This window comes from Mesorhizobium sp. M4A.F.Ca.ET.090.04.2.1 (genome assembly GCF_003999085.1).
GTDB lineage: Bacteria > Pseudomonadota > Alphaproteobacteria > Rhizobiales > Rhizobiaceae > Mesorhizobium.
Map to the genome: position 1 here is coordinate 1 of NZ_RZOT01001014.1, position 528 is coordinate 528.

Below are 528 nucleotides of genomic sequence, written 5' to 3' on the forward strand. Positions count from 1 at the left end.
GGACTGGAACGACCTCGTCTACAATGGCGACTGGGACAATGCGATCCGCAACCTGCATTCGACCAATAATTTCCCGGAATTCACCGGCCGCATCTGTCCGGCACCTTGCGAGGAAGCCTGCACGCTGAACCTCGAGGACATTCCGGTCGCCATCAAGACGATCGAGCAGGCAATCGCCGACAAGGCCTATGAAACCGGTCATATCCGGCCCTATCCGCCGGAAAGGAAAACCGGCAGGCGCGTCGCAATCATTGGCTCGGGGCCGGCCGGCATGGCGGCCGCCCAGCAGCTTGGCCGCGCCGGTCACGACGTTCACGTCTATGAGCGCGAGAGCCGGCCGGGCGGGCTGATGCGCTACGGCATCCCCGACTTCAAGATCGAGAAGCACTACATCGACCGGCGCATCGAGCAGATGCAAGGCGAGGGCGTGAGCTTCCATTGCGGGATCAATGTCGGCGTCGACAAGCCGGTGGCGGAACTGCTCGCCGAATATGATGCGGTGCTCTATTGCGGCGGTTCGGAAACGCC

At 62.5% G+C, this 528-nt stretch carries 1 protein-coding gene; it reads left to right on the forward strand.

The window, feature by feature from the left end:
• On the forward strand, positions 1-528 hold a 528-nt coding region (locus EN781_RS33805; RefSeq protein WP_127400793.1), incomplete at both ends, for an NAD(P)-binding protein.